At 46.7% G+C, this 21,495-nt stretch carries 17 protein-coding genes and 1 pseudogene; 4 read left to right on the top strand and 14 right to left on the bottom strand.

Annotated features, from left to right (window positions below; all coding sequences use genetic code 11):
* Positions 1 to 56: 56 nt before the first annotated feature.
* The 10 genes from D8S85_RS07400 to D8S85_RS07355 form a co-directional block, all read right to left on the bottom strand.
* Positions 57 to 1,847, bottom strand: a complete 1,791-nt coding sequence (locus tag D8S85_RS07400) for an NADH-quinone oxidoreductase subunit NuoF (RefSeq protein ID WP_106480159.1) — start codon at positions 1,845 to 1,847, stop codon at positions 57 to 59.
* Positions 1,848 to 1,889: 42 nt separating this feature from the next.
* A complete protein-coding gene (locus tag D8S85_RS07395; RefSeq protein ID WP_106480158.1) occupies positions 1,890 to 2,279 on the bottom strand; it encodes a (2Fe-2S) ferredoxin domain-containing protein in 390 nt (129 codons plus the stop codon).
* Between the two features lie 34 nt (positions 2,280 to 2,313).
* Positions 2,314 to 2,853 (bottom strand): ATP-binding protein, encoded by a 540-nt coding sequence (locus D8S85_RS07390; RefSeq protein WP_106480157.1) that lies wholly within the window; start codon positions 2,851 to 2,853, stop codon positions 2,314 to 2,316.
* Between the two features lie 266 nt (positions 2,854 to 3,119).
* The gene (locus D8S85_RS07385; protein WP_106480156.1) at positions 3,120 to 3,497 is read right to left on the bottom strand and encodes a response regulator; all 378 of its coding nucleotides are present in this window, start codon (positions 3,495 to 3,497) and stop codon (positions 3,120 to 3,122) included.
* A gap of 769 nt (positions 3,498 to 4,266) precedes the next feature.
* Complete coding sequence (locus D8S85_RS07380) at positions 4,267 to 4,986, bottom strand: PHP domain-containing protein (protein WP_106480155.1); 720 nt, start codon at positions 4,984 to 4,986, stop codon at positions 4,267 to 4,269.
* An 11-nt stretch (positions 4,987 to 4,997) separates the two neighbouring features.
* Complete coding sequence (locus D8S85_RS07375; protein ID WP_106625011.1) at positions 4,998 to 5,333, bottom strand: DRTGG domain-containing protein; 336 nt, start codon at positions 5,331 to 5,333, stop codon at positions 4,998 to 5,000.
* A gap of 43 nt (positions 5,334 to 5,376) precedes the next feature.
* Entirely contained in the window at positions 5,377 to 6,723 is a 1,347-nt protein-coding gene (locus D8S85_RS07370; RefSeq protein WP_106480154.1) for a [Fe-Fe] hydrogenase large subunit C-terminal domain-containing protein, read from the bottom strand.
* Between the two features lie 136 nt (positions 6,724 to 6,859).
* Positions 6,860 to 7,270 (bottom strand): ATP-binding protein, encoded by a 411-nt coding sequence (locus tag D8S85_RS07365; RefSeq protein ID WP_106480153.1) that lies wholly within the window; start codon positions 7,268 to 7,270, stop codon positions 6,860 to 6,862.
* A 12-nt stretch (positions 7,271 to 7,282) separates the two neighbouring features.
* Positions 7,283 to 7,627, bottom strand: a complete 345-nt coding sequence (locus tag D8S85_RS07360; protein WP_106480152.1) for a DRTGG domain-containing protein — start codon at positions 7,625 to 7,627, stop codon at positions 7,283 to 7,285.
* Between the two features lie 80 nt (positions 7,628 to 7,707).
* Positions 7,708 to 10,707, bottom strand: a complete 3,000-nt coding sequence (locus D8S85_RS07355; protein WP_228423151.1) for a hypothetical protein — start codon at positions 10,705 to 10,707, stop codon at positions 7,708 to 7,710.
* 217 nt (positions 10,708 to 10,924) lie between these two features.
* Between D8S85_RS07355 and ligA the strand changes: the two are divergent.
* From ligA to D8S85_RS07345, 3 genes and pseudogenes are all read left to right on the top strand, one after another.
* Positions 10,925 to 12,604 (top strand): annotated as a pseudogene (gene ligA / locus D8S85_RS07350) (NAD-dependent DNA ligase LigA); the annotation flags it as partial.
* The gene (locus D8S85_RS22330) at positions 12,605 to 13,429 is read left to right on the top strand and encodes a helix-hairpin-helix domain-containing protein (protein ID WP_455423434.1); all 825 of its coding nucleotides are present in this window, start codon (positions 12,605 to 12,607) and stop codon (positions 13,427 to 13,429) included. It abuts the pseudogene before it with no gap.
* Between the two features lie 124 nt (positions 13,430 to 13,553).
* Entirely contained in the window at positions 13,554 to 16,055 is a 2,502-nt protein-coding gene (locus tag D8S85_RS07345; protein WP_106480150.1) for an ATP-dependent Clp protease ATP-binding subunit, read from the top strand.
* 96 nt (positions 16,056 to 16,151) lie between these two features.
* Here the strand turns inward: D8S85_RS07345 and D8S85_RS07340 are convergent, their stop codons facing one another.
* Entirely contained in the window at positions 16,152 to 18,143 is a 1,992-nt protein-coding gene (locus tag D8S85_RS07340; RefSeq protein WP_127074925.1) for a hypothetical protein, read from the bottom strand.
* Positions 18,144 to 18,231: 88 nt separating this feature from the next.
* On the bottom strand, positions 18,232 to 18,753 hold the full coding sequence (locus D8S85_RS07335; protein WP_106480148.1) for a GNAT family N-acetyltransferase: 522 nt from the start codon (positions 18,751 to 18,753) through the stop codon (positions 18,232 to 18,234).
* 179 nt (positions 18,754 to 18,932) lie between these two features.
* Between D8S85_RS07335 and miaA the strand changes: the two genes are divergently transcribed.
* Entirely contained in the window at positions 18,933 to 19,841 is a 909-nt protein-coding gene (miaA, locus tag D8S85_RS07330; RefSeq protein WP_106480147.1) for a tRNA (adenosine(37)-N6)-dimethylallyltransferase MiaA, read from the top strand.
* A 10-nt stretch (positions 19,842 to 19,851) separates the two neighbouring features.
* Here the strand turns inward: miaA and D8S85_RS07325 are convergent, their stop codons facing one another.
* Together D8S85_RS07325 and xerD are read right to left on the bottom strand one after the other, a co-directional pair.
* Positions 19,852 to 20,424 carry a hypothetical protein gene (locus D8S85_RS07325; RefSeq protein WP_106480146.1) on the bottom strand — a complete coding sequence of 191 codons (573 nt, stop codon included), beginning with the start codon at positions 20,422 to 20,424 and terminating at the stop codon, positions 19,852 to 19,854.
* Positions 20,425 to 20,479: 55 nt separating this feature from the next.
* Complete coding sequence (gene xerD / locus D8S85_RS07320; RefSeq protein ID WP_106480145.1) at positions 20,480 to 21,394, bottom strand: site-specific tyrosine recombinase XerD; 915 nt, start codon at positions 21,392 to 21,394, stop codon at positions 20,480 to 20,482.
* Between the last annotated feature and the right edge of the window lie 101 nt (positions 21,395 to 21,495).

Here is a 21,495-nt window from a genome sequence, read left to right as displayed (position 1 = left end):
GTATAAACTTCCTCAACTGCCGAAGCAATTCTAAATTTTAAATTCTACATTCTAACTTATCTCGTACTTACCGCTTTGAACTTACATTTTTCCATACACGCGCCACACTTGATACATTTGGCCGTGTTGATAAAATGCGGTTCTTTGCGTTCCCCCACGATGGCATCTACCGGACAATTACGGGCACAGAGTCCGCATCCGATACAAAGTTCCGGGTCAATGTGGAACATCAGCAATGCCTTACATTGTCCTGCCGGACATTTCTTGTCTTTGATGTGGGCGAGATATTCGTCATGGAAGTTATCTATGGTCGACAGCACCGGGTTCGGGGAGGTTTGGCCCAAACCACACAAAGCCGTGTCTTTGATCACGCGGCTGAGGTTTTTCAACGTTTCCAGGTCTTCCATCGTCCCTTTACCCTGCGTGATCTTGTCCAAGATTTCGTGCAGGCGTTTGTTACCGATACGGCAAGGTGTACATTTACCGCACGATTCTTCCACCGTGAATTCGAGATAGAATTTGGCCACGGATACCATGCAATCATCCTCGTCCATCACGATCATACCCCCGGAACCCATCATGGAACCGGAGGCCAACAGGTTGTCGAAATCGATCGGTACATCCAAATGCTTCTCGGTCAAACAACCGCCGGAAGGTCCTCCGGTTTGTACCGCTTTAAATTTCTTACCGTTTTTGATACCGCCGCCAATCTCGTAAATCACTTCACGAAGGGTAGTTCCCATGGGCACCTCGATCAGTCCCACGTTATTGATTTTTCCGGCAAGGGCGAAAACCTTGGTTCCCTTGGAACGTTCCGTCCCGATTTTGTTGAACCAGTTGGCTCCCTTGATAATAATGGCCGGGATATTGGCTAAAGTTTCCACGTTATTCACGTTGGTCGGGCGATTCAGGTAACCCGATTCTGCCGGGAAGGGCGGTTTTATCGTGGGCTCCCCGCGGTGTCCTTCCATGGAGTGGATCAACGCTGTTTCCTCGCCGCAAACGAAGGCGCCTGCCCCGTAACGCAATTCGATGGTGAACGAGAAATCGGTACCAAAGATATTCTCACCCAGTAAACCGAATTCTTCGGCTTGGTGGATGGCTGTTTTCAGGCGTTGAATGGCAAGCGGGTATTCGGCGCGGATATAAACCAATCCTTTGGTGGCCCCGATACTGTACCCGCAAATGGCCATGGCTTCAATCACCGAGTGCGGGTCACCCTCCATGATCGAACGGTCCATGAATGCCCCCGGGTCACCCTCGTCGGCATTACACACCACGTATTTCTGATCCGCTTGATATTTGCTGGCGAATTCCCACTTCAAGCCGGTCGGGAAACCACCGCCTCCACGACCCCGAAGTCCGGATAATTTGATCTCGTTGATCACTTCCTCCGGTTTCATCTCGGTGATACATTTCGCTAGTGCGGAATATCCTTCGCGGGCGATATATTCTTCAATATTTTCCGGGTCAATGAATCCGCAGTTACGCAAAGCGATACGCAATTGCTTCTTGTAGAACCCCATGTGTTTCGAGTCGCTCACCGCTTCTTTCTTCTCCGGGTCTTTATATAATAATCTTTCGACTTTACGTCCTTTGATAACATGTTCGTTTACAATTTCCTCGGCATCGTCCGGTTTCACCTGTACGTAGAAAGTGTTGTCGGGCATGACTTTCACGATCGGTCCTTTCTCGCAGAAACCGAAACAACCGGTTGCGATGACCTGAACTTCGTCCTCCAGGTTCCTCTCTTTTAGACATTCTTCCAGCCGGGTAATAATCTGATGACTGGCAGATGCTCTACATCCCGTTCCACCACAAACGAGGATATGCATTTTATAACTCATAGATTCAAGGTTTTGATTAGTTGTTCTAGCTGTTTTTTTCTTTTAGATCGTTTCAAAATTCACCGGAATGATATCGGCCACGAGTTCGTCATTCTTCAGGTATTTCTGGATGATTTCTTCGGCTCGTTCCTCGGTGACGTGTCCGAACACGATCGGGTCTTTCCCCGGTTTTGTGATTTCCACGGTCGGCTCCGCGTAGCAGTACCCCATACATCCCGTTTGTGTCACCACGGCTGTAATCCCGTTTTTCTCCAGGTTCTCGATAAAGTAGTTCATGGTGTCCTTACTGCCCGCGGCGATCCCGCAAGTTGCCATAGCCACTTTAATCTGGATCAGGTTTTCAACCTGTTCACTTTTCTCTCGAAGATCAATCTTCGTCTGCACGTTTTCTTTGATGCGTTTGAGGTCCGCGAGTGATTTGATTTTTTCCATATAAAATGATTAAGGTTATTTTGTTTTAATTGGTTTATGTAATCTCTTTGATGTTTTCCCGGATCATTTGTCTCAATGCCATCACGATCTCCGGGTCATTTAGAGGGACTCCCTCCAGTATTTCTTTTACTTCACGCGTGTCGAACGTGTATTCCCCTTTCTCCGTGACATGATGGTACGTGAAATCGATCCCCGGGTTGGCCGACACGAGAATCACGATACTTCCTGCCACATCACCCAGTGGTGGTCTGTCCCAGTGTGAAAGACCGAATTTTGCCTCGATGGTGGTACCTTCTCCCGGTTTGGATCTTATTTTCAAGGTTCCCCCTGTTGCTTCTGCGTTCTGTTTGAATAGGGGAATCCCCAACCCGACTTTACGCACGGTTCTGCTCGTGAAAAAAGGATCGGTAACTTTGGCCGCGGTGGCTTCGTCCATGCCACATCCGTTATCTCTGATCGTGATGACAAGAGAATCTTCTGTTATATTCTCTTGCAAGTCAATCTCAACACGGGAAGCTTGGGCTCGTATCGAGTTCTGGGCTATATCTAGGATATGGTCCGATAACGTTTGCATGTAATACCTGTATTAATTACTCCATTTTTTCTTGAATGAGAAGCACGCATTCTTATAGTTTTTACTTTTTTCCCCTGGTTTTATTTCAATCGCACGAAAAATCGTTCCAAATATAGTTAAATTATTCATGTGAACAAGAAATTTGTTATCAACTTGCCATTATATAGATTGTTTCTAATGTAGAAATTATTCAGTATTTCGACACGTTGATTTTTGTGATTCGTGTATCGGGAAATAGATGTATATCGTGAGAATTTTGTTTTCCCTTAGGGAAGATACTTCTTCAAAGTTTCTTTTAATAAACGCGAGTCGATCGGTTTTACAAGATAGTCAGTGCAACCGGCTTGGCGTGCTTCCTGTTTGTCACCGTCGAAGGCAAAAGCACTCACAACGATAATGGGGATGCACGTGTTTAACTTCCGGATTTCACGGGTGGCTTCCAAACCATTCATGTTCGGCATTTTGATATCCATGAGAATCGCGTCGGGGGAGTATTCCCTGTATTTTTGGATGGTTTCCAAACCATCTACGGCATGGATGATCTGGTAATCTTTTTTCAAGATAGTCATGAGTAAAAGAAAATTACTTTCGTTGTCTTCAGCAACGAGTAGTTTCTTGAGTGGCAATGTGTTTTGACTATCCATAGTGTTTTTTGGGGGTATCAAAAAATGAACGTTTTATTATATTGAAATACTGACCATCAATAAAATGGCGAATATCAATGTTTACTTTGCTTTCTACTTGATCGACAGAATATTAAAAAATACGCAATATAGTTTTGCTTTAGACAAAAATATCTATATTTGTGATATTAATAAACGTTCGTTTTTTGCTATAAAAATCATGTAAAATTATATCCCTGTAATATCGGTTTTCTATTGGAGCTTCTATTTGATAGAGCTATTAGGCTGTGATCAAATTGCTACCATAAACCCATCACCCTGTTAATAATTGCTATGGTACTACAATAATTTCATATTTTAATGGGAGGGGAATAGGAGCGGAATGGGAGGGGAATGGGAGCGGGTCGCTACATGATGGCTATATGATTGCATTTTGATAGCTTTATTTTACATTAATTCAGGCTTAATTGATGTTGAGCTTGAATTCACGTGTGTGGGGTGTGTCAAAAAACTTATTTTTAAGCAAAGTAGGAGAGTAATTCAACGGGACTATCTAACAAGTTTTATTCCTATCAACAAGCTACCCCCTCCAACTCCCCCTTACATAGGGGGAGGGTTGATTACCAAGCGGTTTCCCCTCCTGAGCAAGGAGGGGTTAGGGGAGGTAGTTATTAAAAGACTGACTTTTGATAAGCAGTCGGGTGTTTATCGTTGATAAAATCGTCGAGAAAATGTAGGTATGCGATGCTGAAATGGAGAACTCATCCCGCGGGTATAACGGTATGGGACATCAGGAGACGTGTGCGGTGATGGCCGACCGAATGGAATCGAATGACAAATCCGGTAGCGAGAGTATCGAAAAAACTTTACCGATGTCGTCAACATAATGTGCGTCGGAAGAACGGATAAATTTGTATCCGGATAAATAGGCGTTTTGTTGAAGAAATTGTTCCCGTGTCGTGTGGGGACTGAGTTCAAGCGCTTCGCATTTCAAGTCTTTGGGGACAAAGCCGAGTTGCGAGAGGATGCTGAAACGGGGTTTGTCGATGTGGGCCGGGATGAAGATGCCATCCAGCGCGTGAACGGTGTGTTCTATCGTGTTTATATCGACGTCCAGGGCCGTGATCAGTAGTCGCTCTTCTTCGTAGATGATTTGTTCCATAGCGTCCACCACGACTTGGTAACCGAATTTGTCCGGGTTGTTTTTTATATCCGGGAGGTGGAGATCCAGGAAGTACTGGAATTCGGCAAGGCGTTCCAAGGTGGGGAAGTACGCGAGGGCGTGAACCTCTTCCGCCGTGTTGATTTCCGTTCCGCAAAGAACCCGTACCCCCTGTTGTTCGCCCAGTTGGCGGATCACGGGGGCTTGCCGGGTGGAGTTGTGGTCCGAGATCCCGATGAGGGAGAGGCCTTTCTGCAATGCCATGCCGATGATGTTCGCGGGACTCATGTCGAGATCTCCGCAAGGTGACAGCACGGTGTGTATATGTAGATCGGCCCGGATTTCCATGAGATTCGCGATTACGGGTGAAGTAGTTTGTAGAGTTGTCCCGTGATCTCGAATGTTTGTAACGGGGTGGTGAGGATGGGTATGTTTTCGTTATTGCTTTCTTCCCGGGTGTCTTCTTCCGGAACGTGTCCTTTCACCAGAATGACGGCGGCGATTTCTTTCAGGGAGGCGATGGCCATGACGTTTTTGTGTGTTTGGAGGGTGATCCATATATCGCCTTCTTGGGCGTGTCCCATGACATCGCTTAGCAGGTCGGACGTGTAGCCTCCTTTAACTTCTCGTTGTAAACCTTCCTGTCCGGAGCATACCGTGAGGTTTAGTTGGGAAACAATGTCTTGTACTGTCATAATTCGTAGTTTATGTTTTTTCGTGAATATGTTGTTTGCTTGTTTATTCTCCAAATCTTTTTAATCCCCACGTTTTTTCTGAGAGTTCGAGGGATTCTTCCGGTGTCATCAAGGCTTCGTTGCACAGGAGTTTTTGCATGAACACGCATTGGTTGAGTTTCGCTTTTCCTTGAACGACATCCCTTGCCAGCGTGTGGCAGGCCGGTGCGCCGCAGGCCCCGCAGTCGATACGCGGGAGAACGCTCATGATGCGGTTTAATTTTTCCATTTTCTCCATGGCAACAAGCATGTTTTCGTCGAGTTGTTCGATGGAGCGCGGCGGGATTTCCCCGCTGAGTTTACTTTGTCGGAAGAGGTAGGATTCGTATTCTTGTATGTCATCGAAATCGGGTGGCTGTTGTTCGTGTTTGCTGGCTTGCATCCGTTTGCGCAAGCGTTCGATGGTGAGGAACCGGTTGTTCACGACGAGTGCCCCTCCGGCGCAGGAGTGGTCGCAGGCTCGCAATTCAAGAAAGTCGATGTCGGTGAGTTCGTCATTTTCTATTTTTTCGAGGATGTCGATCACGTTGTGGATTTCGTCGATTGCCAGGCAACGGCCTTCAAATTTGGAGGCTTCCCCTTCCGACAAGTCCCAGGCGATGGATTCGGGGGAGAGATACGTGCGCTCGGTTACCGTTTCCACGGGTTGATCCCGGTGTTGCGTGAGGCCCAGTTGTATTTTGTTGTAGATGAAATTCAGGTTGATAACCCCGTCGATGTTGGATTGATCGTCTCCCACCGGGCTTTTTACAGCCGCTATTTTTGCCGCGCAGGGCGTGACATAGAATATTCCGACGTCATCGGGCAAAATGTTTTTGTCAAGGTATTTTTTGCGGGCAAAGATGGCTGCCAGGTCCATGGCTTGTTTCAACGGCACGATGTGGTCAATCAGCGAGGGGAATCGTACTTGTATCAACCGGACGATCGCGGGACAGAAGGACGAAAGGAAGGGACGCTCGTGGGAATTCTTTTCCATGTGACGTTGTATGGCTTTTGCCAGAATGCCCGATGCTTGTGCCACCTCGATTACCTCGGTGAATCCCATCTGGTGGAGTTCCGCGAAGATTTGTTGTTCCGTGATCTCTTCCGAGAATTGTCCGAAAAGGACTGTCGGGAGAAGGATGATCCGGTGTTTGAAGTTGAATATTTGGTTGAAATCGTCCTGTTCCACGTATATGGCATGTTGCGGGCACGACTTGAGGCATTTGCCACAGTCTACGCAAGCATTTTTGTTTATCGTCGCCAAGCCTCCTTTAATGCGGATGGCTTGCGTGGGGCAAAGGCTCATGCAGTGTGTGCATCCGATGCAGGCGGTACTGGCGACTTTTAACGCGTGGTAGAACGGTTCCATGATTAATTTTAGATTTATGATTTACGATTTATGATTTTAGATTTTGGATTTTAGATTCCAGCCGCACAAGACTGACACTTCTTAATTTCCTACTTTCAACTTTTAGCAGTTAGCTTTTTCTAATCGCCCGTGGCGATTAGAAAAACGTGGTCATCGTGACTTTTGTTCCCTCGTTGACTTTGGATTCGATGGTTAGTTTGTCGCAGTTTTTCTGCATGTTCGGTAGACCCATGCCTGCCCCGAATCCCATTTCCCGGACTTCGGGTGAGGCCGTGGAGTATCCTTCCTGCATGGCGAGGTCGATGTCCGGAATGCCGGGGCCCCGGTCGCTGATGACCACGGTGATGACCGCGGGGTCGATGGACACTTGCATGGTGCCTTCATAGGCGTGAGCAACCACGTTTACCTCTGCTTCGTAGAGGGCAACTACAATCCGCTTTAGCACGGCGGGATTGACGTTTAGTTGTTTCAATATTTTTTTTACCTCGCTGGAGGCGGTTCCGGCACGAGAAAAGTTTCCCCCCTCGATGTTATAGTTGAATTCCATGGTGTTTGTTTTTTAATAGATGGGTTCTAGCCCTGCTTCGTACAGGAGTCCGCAAACTTTGAACATGCTTTGTTTGCTTTGTAGGATAGCGATGTTGCATTCTTTGGCTAGTTCTACCATATCGGGGGTGGCTTGTTTTCCTCGAACAAATAGGATGAAATTGATGTCAGACATTTCTGCCGTGCGAATCACTTGTAAGTTGGCGAGTCCCGTGATGAGAATCATCTCGCTGGTATCTAACCGGAGTACATCGCTCATCAGGTCGGCAGCGAAGGCGTGGCGGATGGTTTTGTCGAGATGGTTGTTTTCGTGGATTACTTGGGCATTTGATAACGCGGCAATTTCCTTGAGAGTCATAAGTTTGTTTTTTGATTGCTCCTAAGGTAATCAAAATATTCGGATTTCCAAATTGTGGGAATCCGAATATTTTGAATCGATTAAATGGTGAAGGCTACCGAGAAGAGCATGTCGACAAACATGGAGTTACTTTTCGTCTCGTATCCGGTTCGGAAACCGATGTTTACGGGGAACGGGAGACGGAAGAAATGGGTTGCGGCCGAGATTTCGATTCCATAGGAGTGGTAGGTTTTGTCCCAATAACGATTTTTTTCCCAACCGGTGTCAAAGAAGGGTTCAGCCGTGAATCGTTTCATGTAGAGAAGCGGTCCGACGTGGGCATCCGGGTACCAGAAGGGGAAGGCGTAGGAGATTTTCAGCGTTGACAGGTTGTACCCGTAGAGGGAGGCTCCCCGGGGGGAGTATATCTGGTTTCCGTAGTAGTTGGTTGTTTTATTGGATTTCAGTTGATGACCAAAATAAAGCGTCCAGGAGTGATGTTTCCAGAATCCGGGAAGGTATAAACGTCCATCCGCCCATTGGGTGTCGCCGTAGTCCAAGCCGTCGAAAGGTGTGTGGGTGTATCCTATTTCCAGACGTTGTCCCCAGCGGGGATAGATGTCCCGCTGGCTCATCCGGGTTTGGTTGCTGAGCACGAGCCCGTAGCGCATGATCTGGAGTTTTACATCATCCGGGTTCGCGAGCACGGAGTTGTACGGGGTGTTGGAAGGTAGGCTGTACCACCGGTTGTGGTTCAACAGGTAGGCATGTTTCGCTGTTATCGAGTGTACGGCTTGAATTTCATATTTCACGTATGGGAGGATGTAACGGGAATAGTTTTTCCGGGAGATGTTGAAAGGGAACTGCACCGTGGCGGTTCCTTTCGTGCGTTGTGATTTGTAAATGGTACGAATCGTGTCGATTTTCCGGGTTAGAATGTTTTTTATCGCGTAGTCTTGCATGAAGTCGTCGTTGCGTCCGCTTTTGAATTCCAGTTGCAGGGTGGGCCAGAATCCTTTGTAGGTGGCTTTTACCTGCCAGTTGCCGTGTTCATACCCTTTTCCTCTCACGAATCCCGCGGTCAGGAACAGGGTGCTTAGTTTGTTCTGGGAACTGACGGCTACCCCGAAGTCAATGTCCACGTCTTCGGCATCCGGGAAGATGGGACCCCAGCTGTGGAAGTTGAAGAGGTGGGAGGTTTTGTTGTATTTTCGGCTGACATAGGTGGAGTCGGCGGTTAATTTGAATTGCCAGTTTTCTTGTCGTGTCACGCTGTCGGCGATGCGGAAGGTTCGTGTGTCTATCGGTTTGTTTTCCAGTTGGCTGATGGCAATTTTCCCCGGTTTGTACCCGTCGGAGGTGTAGAATGAGAATAAGAGTGAATCTTTGTTCGGGGTAACGATCGGGTAGCGCAGTCCGAATTTGGAGTTTAGTATGTTGGTCCCGAATTCCCGCGGTTGGGTTTGCCGGTAGAACGAGTTGTTGGCGTCGAAGGCTCCCCGGTATATGATCTGGTCGTTCACGGTGATCGGGTTATCGATTTCGTAGGGTGTGCAGGCGGTGATCGGGGTACGCTTGCCGGTTTGAATATCGATGGATTCAAGGTGTTTGCCTTTCGAGGAGACTACCACGGTAACGATATTGTTTTTCCCGTCGTAGGAAGGGTGCACGAATAGTTCGTCTCCCGAGCCTTTTACCCGGAATATTTCTTTCTGGAACGTGTTGTCAAGGATCACGATGGAGGCGTTGTCTTCCTTGTCAACTTCTACGAATCCCCAGTTTCCGTTTACGGCAAAGGGGGCGTACCTGTTCTGCCGAGTGGGGTAGCGGTGATATTTTTTGTGGCGTAGGTCATAGCTGGCGAGGACCATTTTGCCCCCGTGTTCCCAGCGGGGATGGTGTTTGTACTCGGACCATAGGAGTGTTTCGTTTTGGTAGGCAAATTTGTAATCATACAGGATTCCCGTACGGGTGATGATTTCGTCTTTGTCCGGGTGTAGGAAAACGAAAGTTCCTTCTTGTGCAAGTCCTTCTTTGTAGGCGATGATTTGGCCGGACGGGGTGGCTGTCGGGTAGTGGTAGTTCGTGTATATTTTGTTCGCGGTCGCGATGGTGTCGAAAGCGTGGGGTACTTGGTCGGCCTCCTGTTTCCATATTTGTTGGAGTTCACTGAAGTTGTCCCGGTAGAGGGTTCGTTTGGCATCGCAATAGGTGTTGGCCTGTTTCACGCTGTCGGGGTTGATGAAAAGAGATTGGAAATGGCGGGAGGACCAAATGGAGTCCCGTTTTTCGTTCATCGTGAGTTTGAGGCTGCGGGAGAAAGGCGTGATCCCGTACGGGCGTTTCCCGACCCGGGTGAGGGCATTCTGCCAGATGGCGGGACCGTAGTGAACACGGCTGTTCCCGACCATGTAGTAGCCGAGGGCGTAGTGGTTGGGAACAAAGTCTTTGTAAGAGCCGAGTACGGCCTTGTAGTAGGTGTATATTCCTTTTTCCGTGATCTGGGCTTTCATTTGGTTGAGAAATTCGGGTGAACGTCCGCGCCCGCCTTTACCGACAGAGGTCTCGAATACCGTGGCGTCTCCTTCGAGAAACCACATGGGGACATATACCCCGATGACGGCCATCGTGATTTGTTCCCCGAAGATGTAATATAATGCTTTGGTAAAGCTTTGATTTACTTTGTCGTATTGCACGACGTGACGGAATTCATGGATACATAGGTGTTCTAACCAGGCATCGCTGACTTCCTGCGGGGGAGCCGTGTAGAGTTCACTTTTTTTGGGGGCCCAGCTTGCATTTCCGTTTGACACGCCACCGTTGGCCCGCACGATCATAGATATCCTTTTGGGAGTGATGCCGAGGGTGTTGGCATGGGCGTATAGTTTCTCGTAGATGTTTGCCAGGTATTGGGCGTTGTCTTCGAAGAAGTCGGGGTAGATGATCTGGAAGTTATCCGTTTTGATTTGTCGCCAGCGGGTGCTGCACGGGTCTTGGCCGAGATCAACAAATTGGGCTTTACCGGGAGTGATGAGAGTGAATGTAAGCAATATGCCTATTGTCAGAGCATTTAAGAATAACGATGTATGTTTGTGCCTCATGTGTAGTGTTGTAGTTTGTTTTTATAAAATTATTCCGCTAAAATAATTATTTTTTCCCACAATCTCCATCAATAACGATTATCTTTGTACATGATGAAAAGGAGATTCAATCTCTTTTTTACCATGGTTACAAGTTACAGGTTACAAATTGCGGGTTATGACCTGAATACATCTGAAATTTTAACTTGTAGCCTGTAACTTGTAGCTTGAAATTGTTATGGATAGAATTGTTGAGTTGAGAAAGTTGTTGGAGTATTACAACTACTTGTACTATGTGAAGAATGAGCCGGTGGTTACCGATCAGAAGTTTGACGAGTTGATGCACGAGCTGGAAAGGTTGGAAGCGGAGCATCCGGAGATGTTTGATCCGAATTCACCGACACAGCGGGTGGGGAATGACACGACGAATGAGTTCGTGCAGGTGGCGCATAAGTATGGCATGATGTCCTTGGCGAACACGTATAGCGAACAGGAGATCCGGGATTTTGACGAGCGGGTGCGGAAAGGTATCGGCGGGGATGACGTGGAGTATGTCTGCGAGTTGAAGTATGACGGGACTTCTATCAGCCTGCGCTACGAGGAGGGTAATTTGCAGGTGGCGGTGACACGGGGTGATGGCGTGAGGGGGGATGACGTGACAACGAATGTACGGACTATTCGAACGGTGCCGTTGCATATGCAGGGGGAGGATTATCCCGCGGAGTTCGAGATTCGGGGGGAGATTCTGATGCCTTTTGCCGTGTTTAATCGATTGAATGAGGAGCGGCTGGAGGCGGGAGAGGCTTTGTTTGCCAACCCGCGGAATGCGGCGGCGGGTACGTTGAAGTTGCAGAATTCGTCCGTTGTTGCCAAACGGCAGTTGGATTGTTATTTGTATTACGTGCCCGGAGAAATCACGTTGACCCCGACGCATTACGGGAATTTGATGAAAGCGAGGGAGTGGGGTTTTAATGTTCCCCCGTATATCGAGTTGTGTCACAATATTGATGAGATTCTAGATTTTATTCACAAGTGGGATGTGGAACGGAAGAATCTTCCGGTACCGATTGACGGGATCGTGATCAAGGTGAATAGTATCAGGCAACAATTGCAATTGGGATACACGGCGAAATCGCCGCGTTGGGCTGTGGCTTATAAGTTTAAGGCGGAACGGGTGGAAACGCGATTGCTTAGCGTGGATTACCAGGTGGGACGTACCGGTTCGATTACTCCGGTGGCGAATCTGGAACCGGTTCATATCGCGGGTACTACCGTGAAGCGGGCTTCGCTGCATAACGAGGATATTATTCGAGAGTTGGATTTGCATCAGCATGATATGGTGTACGTGGAGAAAGGGGGAGAGATTATCCCGAAGATCGTTGGGGTAGACGTGGAAAAGAGGGTGGCGGATGCCCCGGAGATCGAGTTTATCACGCGTTGTCCGGAGTGTGGCACCGCGTTGATTCGCCATGAGGGAGAGGCAAATCATTATTGTCCGAATGAGGATCATTGTCCCCCGCAGATTGCCGGGAAACTGGAACATTTCGTGAGCCGGAAGGCGATGGATATAGAGGGTATGGGAGGGGAGACCATTGATTTGTTGTTGACGAAAGGGTTTATCCGGGATATCGCGGATATTTATACACTGCCCTCTCGGAGAGAGGAGTTGATCGGGTTGGAAAAGATTCTTTACCCGGAGAGTTACGTGATGACCAGTATTCCGTTGGGGAAGGTGATTTACGCTTTTGAGATCGGGATGAAGAATATATCTGCCAAAAACGCGGATGTTTTGGCAGAGCATTTTGGTAGTTTGGCGAAATTGGCCGGGGCTTCAAAAGAGGAGTTGATGGCTGTTGGAAGCTTGCAATTCCCCGGTGACCGGGAGAAAAGTGTCAATAAAATATTGGAGTATTTCCGGATGCCGTTCAACGAGCCGCTGGAGCGTTTGAAGCAGGCCGGGGAGGTGGATATGCTGCCGTTGGATGTGGTGATTTACGCGCTGGATATACCCGGAATTGATTTCCATAAGGCGGGGTTGTTGTCGGTTAAGTTTGACTACATTTACCGTCTGTACACGGCAACGCTGGAGGAGATCGCGGAGACTGACGAAATGTCACGTGAGGATGCCGAGCGGGTGTATCGTTTTTTGCAGGGGAAGGAAAAGTTGATCCGGAAGATGAACACCTTGAGCGTGTATCGTTTACAGGAAAGATCGGTGGATAATTTGATTGCCGGGATCGAGAAATCAAAGCAGAGGAATCTGCCGGAATTCATTAATGCACTGGGGATTCGCTATATCGGAGAGACGGCTTCGAGAAATTTGGCCCGTCATTTTAAGGAGGTCCGGAAGTTGATGGACGCGACATTTGAGCAGCTGACGGAGGTGGAAGATATCGGGGAGCAGATGGCGGGTAGCGTGATCCGTTATTTTGAAAAAACGGAGAACCGGGAGATGATGGAACGCTTTTTGCAATATGGTATTAGCGGAACAATGCAGGAAGAGGAGGGAGAATCCGATCGGTTGGCCGGAACTACCTTCGTGATCACGGGAACTCTTTCGTTACCGCGGGAACATTTTAAGGCTATGATCTTGAAGGCCGGGGGAAAAGTCAGTGATTCCGTGTCTAGCAAGACGACTTATCTGCTGGCGGGAGAGAATGCCGGGAGTAAATGGCAAAAAGCACAGAAGTTAAATGTAACTATTTTGACCGAAGAAGAGTTTAACACGTTAATGGGTTCATGAGGAGGAGGATGTTTTGAAGGGGAGTAAATGCTTGTGGACTTATTTTGAATATTGAAGTATATCGTTTATCTTTACGATAAATAAAAAGTAACAAGTAAAGCCGTGGAAGGGCGGCATTGAAAATATGGGAAAAGAAGATACAAGACGACTAAAACAGATTATGACTTCGGCAGGCGAGGAAGCAAAGCGACTGGGAAATTCTAAAATTTACCCGGAGCATTTGTTTTTGGGTTTGTTGAAGTTGAGGAGTGGAAGGGCGATTGATATATTGATGTCTTTGGGATTGGATTTTTACGAGGTGAAAGATAAGATAGAGCAACGCCTGGGGGGTAAACGTTATAAATCCGATAAAGTGGAAAGTTTTGACTTTACATTAGCGGCGAATAGCGTGTTGAAGCGTGTATCCGACGAGGCGTGGGATCTGGGGGATAATGAACTGGATTCGGAACATGTGATGCTGGCCATATTGAGAAATCAAGCCGGTTTTGTGACAAAGTTGTTTAAAACTATGAATATAGATTACGACATCTTTAAAGAGGCCGTGCTAAAAGAGAAGATGCGGATGCAGTCCGAGTTCAATGACGAAGGGGATGATCCGGAAGAGGGAGATGATGAATCTTCGATGTATAATCCTTATCGTCAGGGAGGGCCTGTTTCTTCCAAATCCGATACTCCCGTGTTGGATAATTTCGGGAATGATATCACGAAAGCCGCGGAAGAGGGGGCTTTGGACCCGATCGTGGGACGTGATCGGGAGATCGAGCGTTTGGCACAGATTCTGAGCCGTCGTAAGAAGAATAACCCGGTGTTGATCGGGGATCCGGGAGTCGGTAAATCGGCTATTGCCGAGGGCCTTGCCTTGCGTATCGTTCAGAAGAAGGTGTCGCGGGTGCTATTTGACAAGCGAGTGATTTCTTTGGATATTGCTTCTATCGTGGCGGGAACGAAGTACCGCGGTCAATTCGAGGAACGGATGAAAGCGATTCTTGCCGAGTTGGCAAAGAATCGGAATATCATTTTGTTTATCGATGAGATTCACACGATTGTCGGGGCCGGAAGTTCCGGGGGTAACTTGGATGCGGCCAATATGTTGAAACCGGCGTTGGCCCGCGGAGAGATTCAATGTATCGGGGCAACGACGTTGGATGAGTATCGCCAGAATATAGAGAAGGATGGAGCCTTGGAGCGTCGTTTCCAGAAGGTGCTGGTGGAACCGACCTCGTTTGACGAGACGGTGGAAATATTGAATAATATTAAGTCCCGTTACGAGGATCACCATAACGTGCGTTACACGGACGAGGCGATCAAGGCCTGTGTAAAACTGACAACCCGTTATATTTCCGATCGGGCTTTGCCGGATAAGGCGATTGATGCCTTGGATGAGGCGGGGTCGAGAGTGCATATATCCAATATAAATGTACCACCTATTATCGAGCAGTTGGAGAAGGACGTGGAAGAGGTGAAGGAGAAGAAGAAGGAGGCCGTGAAACAACAGAACTTTGAGGTGGCGGCTGCTTTCCGGGATAAGGAACGACAGTTGTTGAAGCAGTTGGAAGAAGAGAAGGTAAATTGGGAACGGGATTTGCAGGAGAACCGGGTGACCGTGACCGAAGAGCATATTGCCGAGGTGGTGGCTATGATGACCGGGGTTCCGGTGAAACGTATTGCCAAGACCGAGGGAATGAAGTTGTTGCAGATGCATGATGAATTGAGCGAGAGTGTTGTCGGGCAGCAGGAAGCGATAGAGAAGATCGTGAAGGCGATACACCGAAACCGTGCCGGGTTGAAAGATCCGAATCGTCCGATCGGTTCATTTATTTTCTTGGGACCGACAGGTGTCGGGAAGACGCAGTTGGCCAAGGTGCTGGCCCGTTACTTGTTTGATACCGAGGATGCGTTGATCCGGATAGATATGAGTGAGTACATGGAAAAATTCGCCGTGTCCCGACTGGTGGGTGCACCTCCGGGATACGTGGGATACGAGGAAGGTGGGCAGTTGACCGAGAAAGTACGTCGTAAACCGTATTCTGTGGTGTTGCTGGACGAGATCGAAAAGGCTCACCCGGATGTGTTCAATATTCTGTTACAGTTGTTGGATGACGGGCAGTTGACCGATAGTTTGGGACGGAAAGTAGATTTCAAAAATACGATCGTGATTATGACATCCAATATCGGTAGCCGTCAGTTGAAAGATTTCGGTCGGGGAATCGGTTTCGGTTCTCAGAATATGGAGGGAAATAGCGAGTACGCCAGGGGTGTTGTTCAGAAAGCGTTGAAGAATGCTTTCTCGCCGGAGTTCTTGAATCGTATTGATGATATTATCATGTTTAATCCTTTGACGAAAGAGGATATCTATAAGATTATCGATATCGAGTTGAAGAGTCTGTTTAAACGGGTGAACGATCTCGGTTTGGTGATTACGATCTCGAAAGAGGCGAAAGATTTCATCATCGAGAAAGGGTATGATCCGCAGTATGGTGCCCGTCCGCTGAAACGAGCTATCCAGAAGTATCTGGAGGATGAGTTGGCAGAGGTGATTATCAAAGGAGTCGCAGAGGGAACGGAGTTGGATGTGGGGTATGATAAGGAGAACGATAAATTGATGATCGCCGAGAAAGAAAAATAAATGAGGGTGAAATATAACAACAGCCGATGGTTACTTTTAGTTCCATCGGCTGTTGTTATATTTCTAACTCTCTCCCTCCTCTGGTTATAGAGGAAATTATTTTTTAATTACTTTTTGTAAAGCATGTATCATGGGTTCCACGCTGAGGTCATTGCCCGTGGCTTGTATCATCCACTCGTTTGGAGTTAAACGTCCCAGACGGTAAATGCGATCGACTTCTTGAGCGAAATTCTTGCCGTTAAGATAGTCTTCCAGTTGGAATTCGATGATTTGACCGAATGCATACGCTGACAAGTATAGCGGATAGCTGATCATGTGAGAATAGATGGCTAAAACCGTTTCGTCTTTTTTGCCAAAAACAGGAGCGTAATATTTATTCCATATTTCTTTTGATAAGTTGATTGTGGCTTCTTTTAGCTGCTCGGCTGTCGCATTCGGGTTCGCGTACAACCATTCCCAGATGGAGATGTCAAGCATGGATACACCCATGATTTCGTATAGACTCCAGAATTTATCAAGAATGTCCATGTTGTCTTTTTCCGGATCATGGTTTTCGATGCCCAGTAATTGCAGATCCCGTTTTTGGAACACGAAAGCGAGGGCTTCGGTAAAGGCGGTATTGGGGACTCCTGCCATCATGAAGTTGTCGACGTTGTACATGGAAATGGTTTGTTCCACGTTATGGCCGAATTCATGGACGGCAATGTTGTATCCCTTGTAATTCATACCTTCTGCCGGGATTCTAGTGCGGAGGTGTGATTGTTGGCCTTTCATGGCGGCTCCCCACGCGTGTCCTGAACCCCTGGCTGCATCCACGGCTATTTTATCGCAAATTTCGTTTGCTCTTTCGGGGGTGAACCCTAAATGCACGAGCAAGGAAGGAAGTCCTGCCTTAAAAGCTTCGGCAGTGGGGTAAAGTTTTTGAATTTGTGTGTCCAGTTTGGTTTCATCCAGGTTGCTGCGGGGTTTGAATCCATCGTACCAAATGTCATAAGCTTCCAGTTTTCGGCCCAGGCGTTTGGAGATGATCTTACCGACCTCTTTCAGCTCCGGTGAAGAGAGAAATTGGGTGAAGAGAGTTTTTACATCTTCTACCGATACTTCCATTTCTCCCGAAAATTTCCTTTCAATGAAATTTTTACCGGTGTAAGGATCGATGGCTTTCATGGCGTGGAAGTTATTCAACATACGTTGATAGCGTTCTGTCGCCTCCGGGGTTCCCGTTGCGGTTTGTCCGTTTTGGGTGAGCGTGTTGGTGTAAGGATTCCAGTCGTAAGTTCCGGAATTGATGACTTGCACGGGAATTTCCTGCGAGATAATCCGTTTCATGACTTCATAAACCGTGCGTTGCTTGGACAAGCCTTCTTTTCCTTTGTTGTAGTTGGCCTTGATTTCGTCTCTTAAATTCCAATGGGTAAGTAAGATTTTGTCTTCGGGGAAGAGTTTTTGCCCCTTGGCGTTTAACACGTGGCCCATGTAGATGTTGTAGCTTGAAATGTACACGTCGGCATCACTTTCCGCTTTTACTCCGGCTTGGATTAGTTCTGCCGGAACCCGTTGGGTGAATACATCACCAAGACGGGCATAGGCCCAAGCCATGCGGTCGGAGCCTAGTTTTTCCTTGTCCTGTAAAGGTACTTCCGGGAAGTTGAGGGCAATGATAAAGCCGATTTTATTGTTGTAAAGATCGTTGATCAAATGAGAGCCGGGGCTATAAGCACCGAACATGGGATCGATGTCATGAAGAGGACCGTTGTCTTGGTGCAGGTTTAATTGAAGTTGAAGCGTGATTTCATTAAAATGTCCCCATAGGGCTTCGAAGTAATGACTTACTTTTTGGAATACTTGTTGTTTTTGTTCGGGAGTGGTGATGTAGTTTTTCACGCAAAATTCTTGGAATTCGGAGTCTGTGCCATCTTGTGGTTGCCAAAGATGAGCGACTTGTCGTACCCCGGTTTCGATGGCGATGGTGTTAGTAACTCCTTTTGCCTGAATGTCGGTAATGGTGGCTTGAATTGTTTTTTCCGGAATAGCAGCTTTCGTCAAGAATCCTGAGAATAGACAAACTAGTAATAACGAGTGTTTCATAATCGTTTGGGTTTAATAAACTTTTTGGACAACCTTCTAAAATGAAGAAAAAAGGCTGTCTATTTACTTTTGACAGCCTTGATTTGGTTTATTGATTTAGTAGTTGGAAATATACAATGTCTTCCCAGCCATTTCCTCGTCGGAGCCAATTTTTTCGGTATCCGGTCTGCACGAAACCAAGTTTTTCGAAGAGTTTGCGGCTGCCAATGTTGCCACTGGGTACGCTACTGTAAATCTGGTTTAGTCCCAATGTTTCGAAACAGTAGTCGATCATCAGGCGAATGGCGGCTGTCGCGTAGCCCTGTTTTTGATTTTCCGTATTGTGGATCATAATTCCGATACCGGCACGCTGATGGTACGGGTCGAAATCATAGAGGTCAACTAGTCCAATCCGCTCGTTCGTATCCACTCTTTCAATCATTAAGCGGAGTTGTTTGGTGGTATATATATCCAGATGACAAGTTTCGATGTATTTCTTTAACGTAAACAGGGAGAAAGGGGTAAGCGTGTCGCTGACTTCCCACAGATCCATATCGTTTTCCCATTTATACAGGCATTCCAAGTCTTCAGGTTCTAAAGCTCTTAAGCGAATGATGTCATCATTTATCATAGTTGCTGTTTTATAATTTTTTAATAAGTAGTATTATTTGTCGCTTTCAAATATAACACTTTTTGGCATTAGTTGGTATTAACTCAGAGAAAAAAATCGGAGGGGAGATGAATCTTGCCACTTTTAAAGCTATCTTTGTCGGGAGAGATAAAAACAGGTATCATCATAGAGCAATATTCATGTATAATTTACTGACCATTTTGGGGGCTACGGCCACAGGGAAGACCTCTTTAGCGGTACGTTTGGCCGCGGAACTGAAAGGAGAGATTATTTCAGCCGATTCGAGACAAATTTATCGTGGAATGGATCTTGGCACGGGGAAAGATTTGGACGAATATGTTTACGAGGGGAGACGTGTGCCTTATCATTTGATTGATATTGCTGATGCCGGGTTTCGTTTTAATCTGTTCATGTACCAACAGGAGTTTTTAAAAGTGTGGAGGGATTGCGAACGCAGAGGTGTTTTTCCTGTTTTGTGTGGGGGAAGCGGTTTGTACGTGGAGTCTATCCTAAAAGCTTACCGGATGACTCCTGTTCCGGAGAATCCCGAGTTACGGGAGCAGTTGGCTCATAAGTCTTTGACAGAGTTATCGGGTATATTGGCTTCTTATCGTTCGTTGCATAATACCACGGATACGGACACGGTGAAGCGAGCTATTCGGGCTATCGAGATTGCCGAGTATTATAAAACTCATGAACCGGAGGAGGGGGAGTTCCCGGAAGTAAAGTCGTTGATTGTTGGCGTGTTGTTTGATCGGGAAACTCGTAGGAAGCGAATTACCGAACGTTTGCACACTCGTTTACAAGCGGGTATGGTTGATGAAGTGAAGGGATTGCTTGATAAGGGGATAAAGCCGGAAGATCTGATCTATTACGGGTTGGAGTACAAATATTTGACCTTGTATTTGACCGGAGAGTTGAAGTATGACGATATGGTGGAACAATTAAATATTGCCATCCATCAGTTTGCCAAACGTCAAATGACATGGTTTCGTAAAATGGAACGGGATGGATTTGACATTAAGTGGTTAGATGGGAATATGCCTTTGGATGAGAAAGTTGGACAGGTGAAAGAGTGGCTTTATTGATAATTGATAACTAGTCATGGCAATGGCAACTACAATCGTGCCCGTGATCGTGATGATGTTCTTCTTCCTCTTCTTCTTCTTCCTTGAGAAGCATCTCTTCTAGGTGAGGGATGGTACCTTCCAATAAGAAGGCGTTGCTTTCATTGCTTTCGGATTTTAAGCGCTGGATGGCTATGTGAATTTTTTCTTCCGGGATGTTGCCGTGTAAGTTTTCAATGACAGTGGATGCTTCTAGTGCCGTGATAAAGTCTTCATGTAATAGCATATCAACGAACACGTCCAGGTATTCTGAAAAATCGATAGCTGATTCCCAACAGATGCGCAATAAATTGGCTTTACCGCTACGATCGGGGGCGTTGATCAATTTATCCATCAAGACCGTTTTGAAGTCGGATTCTTTCACGTCCGAGAGTAAGGCCGTGAGGTTGGTAATCATGTTCGGATCCTGACTTTGTAGCAAAATATCCAGCAATTCGGGGGCGATGGAAATGTCTCCTTCTTGTTTTATTTGTTCGATAGCTCCTCTAACGACGTCCATGTCGTTGCTGGACAACTGTTTTAATATATCTTGTTTGTTTTCCATGTGTTTTCGTGTATTTGTATCCAATACTTTTGAATACTGGATACAAATATAAGGATCATTTGCGGGATTTCTTTGCTCTGGGGTGAAAATTTGTGATGGTATCCCTAAGGTACGAGTTATCCAGGTGTGTGTAAATTTCCGTTGTCAAGATAGATTCGTGTCCCAGCATATCTTGAACTGTGCGAATGTCTGCTCCTCCGTTTACCAGGTGTGAAGCAAATGAGTGGCGGAAGGTGTGTGGTGATACTACTTTATTCAAGCCGGCACGGAGTGCTGCTTCCTTGATGATGTTGAATATCATTACGCGGGAAAGAGATTTCCCCATCTTGTTTAAAAAGAGAATGTCCTCGAATCCTCTTGCTTTTTTCATCCTATCACGATCTTTTTTCAAATAGCAACGGATTTCGTCTTTTGCTTTCGCTCCCAGTGGAACAATCCGTTCCTTGTTTCCTTTTCCGTTGATTTTGATGTATCCTGTCCGGAAGTTAATTTGTGATAACTTCAAGTTGACAAGTTCGGATACGCGTAAACCGCAAGAATATAATGTTTCGAGGATTGCTTTGTTACGTTGTCCTTCTTGTTTGGTCAGATCCACAGCATTAATCATGGCTTCAATTTCTTCGACGCTAAGGACGCTGGGAAGGTTTCTTCCTATTTTTGGTGCATCAAGTGAGTTTGCCGGGTTATGTCCGATAGCTCCATCATATAACAAATACTTGAAAAAAGATTTGATGCTGGAGATGCTTCTAGCTTGAGTACGAGGGGTAACCCCGGTGTCTTTGAGGGCGGAGATATACTCGTTTAATACGTCATAGGACACTTCTTTGGGAGTCAATGAGGGTGTCCGTTGTTCACAATAGGCCCCCAGCTTTCTGATGTCATTCAAATAAGCTTCTACCGAGTTGGTTGATAGTGATTTTTCTAAAACCAAATAAGTCCGAAAACTGTCTATCGCTTCGTTCCAAATCATTTTTAGCTATGTTACAAAATAAATACTACAAATTCTAATTCACCACTTTAAACCTATCTCAAGAGTATTTTGATAGATTTTGCCAGATAAAGGTATGAGTT

Origin of the sequence: Butyricimonas faecalis (assembly GCF_003991565.1) — a bacterium.
In the GTDB taxonomy this organism is placed as follows: domain Bacteria; phylum Bacteroidota; class Bacteroidia; order Bacteroidales; family Marinifilaceae; genus Butyricimonas; species Butyricimonas faecalis.
Note: the sequence above shows the minus strand (reverse complement) of the source record. Positions and strands in the feature narration are given on the sequence as shown.

What these genes read in the sequence shown, in the direction of transcription:
- D8S85_RS07360 (WP_106480152.1), bottom strand. Translation starts at nt 7,627, where the DNA reads ATGACTCTCAAGGAAATTGCCGCGTTATCAAATGCCCAAGTAATCCAC.
- miaA (WP_106480147.1), top strand. Translation starts at nt 18,933, where the DNA reads ATGTATAATTTACTGACCATTTTGGGGGCTACGGCCACAGGGAAGACC.
- D8S85_RS07380 (WP_106480155.1), bottom strand. Translation starts at nt 4,986, where the DNA reads ATGGAAATCCGGGCCGATCTACATATACACACCGTGCTGTCACCTTGC.
- D8S85_RS07395 (WP_106480158.1), bottom strand. Translation starts at nt 2,279, where the DNA reads ATGGAAAAAATCAAATCACTCGCGGACCTCAAACGCATCAAAGAAAAC.
- D8S85_RS07340 (WP_127074925.1), bottom strand. Translation starts at nt 18,143, where the DNA reads ATGAAACACTCGTTATTACTAGTTTGTCTATTCTCAGGATTCTTGACG.
- D8S85_RS07355 (WP_228423151.1), bottom strand. Translation starts at nt 10,707, where the DNA reads ATGAGGCACAAACATACATCGTTATTCTTAAATGCTCTGACAATAGGC.
- D8S85_RS07375 (WP_106625011.1), bottom strand. Translation starts at nt 5,333, where the DNA reads ATGACAGTACAAGACATTGTTTCCCAACTAAACCTCACGGTATGCTCC.
- D8S85_RS07385 (WP_106480156.1), bottom strand. Translation starts at nt 3,497, where the DNA reads ATGGATAGTCAAAACACATTGCCACTCAAGAAACTACTCGTTGCTGAA.
- D8S85_RS22330 (WP_455423434.1), top strand. Translation starts at nt 12,605, where the DNA reads ATGCCGTTCAACGAGCCGCTGGAGCGTTTGAAGCAGGCCGGGGAGGTG.
- D8S85_RS07325 (WP_106480146.1), bottom strand. Translation starts at nt 20,424, where the DNA reads ATGGAAAACAAACAAGATATATTAAAACAGTTGTCCAGCAACGACATG.
- D8S85_RS07335 (WP_106480148.1), bottom strand. Translation starts at nt 18,753, where the DNA reads ATGATAAATGATGACATCATTCGCTTAAGAGCTTTAGAACCTGAAGAC.
- D8S85_RS07345 (WP_106480150.1), top strand. Translation starts at nt 13,554, where the DNA reads ATGGGAAAAGAAGATACAAGACGACTAAAACAGATTATGACTTCGGCA.
- xerD (WP_106480145.1), bottom strand. Translation starts at nt 21,394, where the DNA reads ATGATTTGGAACGAAGCGATAGACAGTTTTCGGACTTATTTGGTTTTA.
- D8S85_RS07390 (WP_106480157.1), bottom strand. Translation starts at nt 2,853, where the DNA reads ATGCAAACGTTATCGGACCATATCCTAGATATAGCCCAGAACTCGATA.
- D8S85_RS07370 (WP_106480154.1), bottom strand. Translation starts at nt 6,723, where the DNA reads ATGGAACCGTTCTACCACGCGTTAAAAGTCGCCAGTACCGCCTGCATC.
- D8S85_RS07365 (WP_106480153.1), bottom strand. Translation starts at nt 7,270, where the DNA reads ATGGAATTCAACTATAACATCGAGGGGGGAAACTTTTCTCGTGCCGGA.
- D8S85_RS07400 (WP_106480159.1), bottom strand. Translation starts at nt 1,847, where the DNA reads ATGAGTTATAAAATGCATATCCTCGTTTGTGGTGGAACGGGATGTAGA.